Raw genomic sequence first — 4,781 nt, 5'->3', positions numbered from 1 at the left:
TATGAATGTGGGATGATGAAAAAACGGTTGACAAAAAACGGTTTATATATTATAGTTATTAGGCAGTTTGCAGATTGGCTGATGTGGCACAGTAGGTAGCGCGCATCCTTGGTAAGGATGAGGTCGGCGGTTCAAGTCCGCTCATCAGCTCGATTGGTTGAAGAGTCTTTAAAAGCAGGTCATTGAAGCCTGTTTTTAAGGGCTTTTTTTCTTGACGGACATAGAATAACCAGATATAATTTCAATAATACAGGAGGTTATCAGAATGAAACCAAGTGGTGAAACAGTACTTTTATATAATATCGACAGTGAGAAGAATCGGAAGCTTCGCATGCTCATGCTTCGTATGGGTATGAGGGTCCGTGTGGTGGACAAGGCAGATTACGGTAAGCCTGTCGGCCTTCTTGCAGGACTTAAGGATGTAACCATTGAAGATCCGGATGGGGAAGTGTCGGATTTTTCAGAAGAGATGATGGTCATGCGCGGTTTTACAGAGCGCCGGCTCGATCTTTTTTTGCAGAGTATGCGCAGAGAAGGAATTGAACGCATTGACTATAAAGCGATTCTCACACCGGTCAATTCCAGGTGGAATTCATGCCAGCTGTATCAGGAGCTGAAAAAAGAACATGAGCAAATGAACAGCAGACAAACACCGTAAGATGTGTTAAAATAAAAGATACGAATTTTCAGGAGGCAGATGTAATGGAAGAAAAAGAAGTGGTATCGAAAAATTTTATCGAACAGATTATTGATAGAGATCTGGAAGAAGGACATGTTCATGGGGTTGCCACCCGTTTCCCTCCGGAACCGAACGGTTACCTGCATATCGGACATGCCAAATCTATTTTACTCAACTATGGTCTGGCACAGAAGTATCAGGGCCATTTTAATCTGAGATTTGATGATACAAATCCTACAAAAGAAAAGACAGAATTCGTTCAGTCCATTATCCGCGATGTGGAATGGCTCGGTGCAAAATATGACGGTGAAGTGCGTTTTGCATCCAACTATTTTCAGGAGATGTATGAGGCTGCGATTAAACTGATCAAAAAGGGAAAAGCTTATGTGTGTGATCTGAGTGCGGAAGAGATCCGTGAGTACAGAGGTACTTTAAAGGAACCTGGTAAGGAAAGCCCATACCGCAATCGTTCCATCGAAGAGAACCTGGCATTATTTGAGGGCATGAAAAAGGGTGAATATCCGGACGGATCCAAAGTTCTTCGTGCAAAGATCGACATGGCATCCCCGAATATGAATATGCGTGACCCGGTTTTATACCGTGTGGCCAGAATGCACCATCACAATACAGGCGATGCATGGTGTATTTACCCAATGTATGACTTTGCTCACCCGATCGAAGATGCGATCGAGGGAATCACACATTCTATCTGTACACTTGAATTTGAGGATCACCGTCCGCTTTATGACTGGGTTGTCAGAGAACTGGAATATGCAGAGCCTCCGAAGCAGATTGAATTTGCAAAGATGTACCTGACAAATGTTGTGACAGGAAAACGCTATATTAAACGTCTTGTTGATGAAGGTATTGTTGACGGTTGGGATGATCCGCGTCTTGTGACGATCGCAGCGCTTCGCCGCCGCGGTTTCACACCTGAATCGATCCGCAATTTTATGGAGCTTGTCGGTGTATCCAAGGGCAACAGTTCGGTGGACTATGCGATGCTTGAATACTGTATCCGTGAGGATCTTAAATTAAAACGTTCCCGTGTCATGGCGATCCTTGATCCGATCAAACTGATCATTGATAATTATCCGGAAGGTCAGGTTGAATATATGGATGTTATGAATAATCAGGAGAACGAAGAGATGGGAATGCGTAAAGTTCCGTTCTGCCGTGAGCTTTATATTGAAAGAGAAGACTTTATGGAAGAACCTCCGAAGAAATATTTCCGTCTTTTCCCTGGCAATGAAGTGCGCCTGATGAATGCATATTTTGTGAAATGTGTAGATTACAAAAAGGACGAAAACGGCAAGATCACAGAGATTCATTGTACCTATGATCCGGAAACACGCAGCGGAAGCGGATTTACCGGACGCAAAGTTAAAGGTACGATCCACTGGGTAGCTGCACCGACAGCTGTGAAAGCAACTGTGCGTCTTTATGAAAATCTTGTAGATGAAGAGAAGGGTGTATACAATGAAGACGGTTCATTGAACCTGAATCCGAATTCTCTGACCGTACTGGATACATGTTATCTGGAACCTTCTTTAGCTGAAGCTAAGGCCGGCGACAGCTTCCAGTTTGTGCGTAACGGTTATTTCTGTGTAGATGAAAAAGACAGTCAGCCGGATCACCTGGTATTTAATCGTATCGTTTCCCTGAAGAGTTCTTATAAACCGGGAAAATAAATAACAAAAGATAAAGGGTGTGGGAAAAAGCCGCATCCTTTTTTCTGGACAAAATCAGAAAAAATAAAAAACAGAGAAAAACAGAGAAAACAAGAGATAATTTGAGATAAAAGGACATATACTTAAAAATACAAAGATGTTAAAGGTTGCAACTTGGGGCATAATAAAATATTATATACCCATGGTTAGCACTCAAACAATGTGAGTGCTAATAAACAGAAAACGATAAGTCAGGAGGAATATAAAATGAAATTAAGACCATTAGGCGACAGAGTCGTATTAAAACAGCTGGTAGCAGAAGAAACAACAAAATCCGGTATCGTACTTACAGGACAGGCAAAGGAAAAGCCACAGGAAGCAGAAGTTATCGCTGTAGGACCTGGCGGTGTTGTTGAAGGAAAAGAGATTAAGATGGAAGTATCTGTCGGACAGAAAGTTATTTATTCCAAATATGCAGGTACAGAAGTGAAACTTGACGGTGAAGAATTTATTATCGTAAGACAGTCTGATATTTTAGCAGTTGTAGAATAAGTCGATATTTTGGAGGTAGATGAACATGGCAAAGGAAATTAAATATGGCGCAGAAGCAAGAAAAGCATTAGAAGCCGGTGTAAATCAGTTAGCAAATACAGTAAGAGTCACATTAGGACCAAAAGGAAGAAACGTTGTTCTTGATAAAACATACGGAACACCATTGATCACAAATGATGGTGTGACAATCGCAAAGGATATCGAACTGGAAGATGCATTTGAAAACATGGGTGCACAGATCGTTAAAGAAGTTGCAACAAAGACAAATGATGTTGCAGGTGATGGTACAACAACAGCAACTGTACTTGCTCAGGCAATGATCAACGAAGGTATGAAAAACCTTGCAGCAGGCGCAAATCCGATCATCTTAAGAAAAGGCATGCAGAAAGCAACAGAATGTGCAGTGGAAGCGATCAAAGAAATGAGCTCCACAATTGATGGAAAGAATCAGATAGCAAAAGTTGCTGCAATTTCCGCAGGTGATGAATTTGTCGGTGAGATGGTTGCAGAAGCTATGGAAAAAGTATCCACAAACGGTGTTATCACTATTGAAGAATCCAAGACAATGCAGACAGAGCTTGAATTGGTAGAAGGTATGCAGTTTGACCGTGGATATCTTTCCGCATACATGGCAACAGATATGGACAAGATGGTAGCCGTTCTCGACAATCCATATATCCTTATTACAGATAAAAAGATTTCCAATATTCAGGAGATCCTTCCAGTACTTGAACAGATCGTTCAGACAGGTGCTAAACTTTTAATCATCGCTGAGGATATCGAAGGCGAAGCTCTTGCAACATTAGTTGTTAACAAGTTAAAAGGCGTATTCTCTGTTGTTGCTGTTAAAGCTCCTGGTTTTGGTGATCGTCGTAAAGCTATGCTTCAGGATATCGCTATCCTTACAGGCGGTACAGTTATCTCTGAAGAACTTGGCTATGAACTTAAAGACGCAACAATGGATATGCTCGGACGTGCAAAATCCGTTAAAGTTGAAAAAGAAAATACAATCATTGTTGACGGTATGGGTGATCCGGATGCAATCGCTGCAAGATGCAGCCAGATCCAGATGCAGGCCAATGAAACAACATCTGAATTTGATAAAGAAAAATTACTTGAAAGACTTGCAAAACTTTCCGGTGGCGTTGGTGTGATCAAAGTCGGTGCAGCAACAGAAACTGAGATGAAAGAAAAGAAACTCCGTATGGAAGATGCTCTTGCAGCTACACGTGCAGCTGTAGAAGAAGGTATTATCTGCGGTGGTGGTTCCGCATATATCCATGCTTCCAAGAAAGTTGCTGAACTTGCCAACAGCTTAAACGGTGATGAAAAGACAGGTGCAGGCGTTGTCCTTAAAGCACTTGAAGCACCTTTATTCCATATTGCAGCAAATGCAGGTCTTGAAGGCGCTGTCATCATCAACAAAGTTCGTGAAAGCGAACCAGGCTTTGGTTTCGATGCATTAAAAGAAGAATATGTCAACATGATCGAAGCAGGTATCATCGATCCGGCTAAGGTTACAAGAAGTGCTCTTCAGAACGCAACAAGTGTTGCTTCCACATTGTTAACAACAGAATCTGTTGTAGCTGAAATCAAACAGGATGTACCTCCAATGGGCGGAATGCCACAGGGCGGTATGGGAATGATGTAAAGGGGACATTTTGATGTTCTTCATCTGATACGTCAATTTTGAGGATTTTACTGCGCTGTTTATGGACATCTGCTCCGTAAACTCGCAAGCTCGGACAGTACTTCGCAGATGTCACGATACTCGTAAAATCCTCAAAATTTTCCTGCCATCATCTAAAGAACATGAAAATGTCTGGTGGTGAGGAACGGTAGGGTATAGGCTGATCAATAGTTTGAAACCTCCATGATGT

At 41.9% G+C, this 4,781-nt stretch carries 4 protein-coding genes and 1 tRNA gene; all 5 read left to right on the top strand.

The window, feature by feature from the left end; genetic code table 11:
• The first annotated feature begins 77 nt into the window (after positions 1 to 77).
• Positions 78 to 150, top strand: a tRNA-Thr gene (locus QZZ35_RS09170).
• Between the two features lie 115 nt (positions 151 to 265).
• Positions 266 to 658, top strand: coding sequence for a DUF3783 domain-containing protein (locus tag QZZ35_RS09165; RefSeq protein ID WP_291237127.1), 393 nt, complete (start codon positions 266 to 268; stop codon positions 656 to 658).
• A gap of 44 nt (positions 659 to 702) precedes the next feature.
• A complete protein-coding gene (locus QZZ35_RS09160) occupies positions 703 to 2,370 on the top strand; it encodes a glutamine--tRNA ligase/YqeY domain fusion protein (protein ID WP_291237126.1) in 1,668 nt (555 codons plus the stop codon).
• A gap of 246 nt (positions 2,371 to 2,616) precedes the next feature.
• A complete protein-coding gene (locus QZZ35_RS09155) occupies positions 2,617 to 2,901 on the top strand; it encodes a co-chaperone GroES (RefSeq protein ID WP_291237125.1) in 285 nt (94 codons plus the stop codon).
• Positions 2,902 to 2,926: 25 nt separating this feature from the next.
• On the top strand, positions 2,927 to 4,552 hold the full coding sequence (gene groL / locus QZZ35_RS09150) for a chaperonin GroEL (RefSeq protein ID WP_291237124.1): 1,626 nt from the start codon (positions 2,927 to 2,929) through the stop codon (positions 4,550 to 4,552).
• Positions 4,553 to 4,781 lie beyond the last annotated feature (229 nt).

It is taken from the genome of Frisingicoccus sp. (assembly GCA_016298055.1).
Lineage (GTDB): Bacteria > Bacillota > Clostridia > Lachnospirales > Lachnospiraceae > Frisingicoccus.
This window is presented reverse-complemented; position numbering and strand designations above follow the sequence as displayed.

Bases quoted from the DNA above. Each gene is read 5' to 3' on its own strand.
- QZZ35_RS09165 (WP_291237127.1), top strand. From the start codon at position 266: ATGAAACCAAGTGGTGAAACAGTACTTTTATATAATATCGACAGTGAG.
- QZZ35_RS09160 (WP_291237126.1), top strand. From the start codon at position 703: ATGGAAGAAAAAGAAGTGGTATCGAAAAATTTTATCGAACAGATTATT.
- QZZ35_RS09155 (WP_291237125.1), top strand. From the start codon at position 2,617: ATGAAATTAAGACCATTAGGCGACAGAGTCGTATTAAAACAGCTGGTA.
- groL (WP_291237124.1), top strand. From the start codon at position 2,927: ATGGCAAAGGAAATTAAATATGGCGCAGAAGCAAGAAAAGCATTAGAA.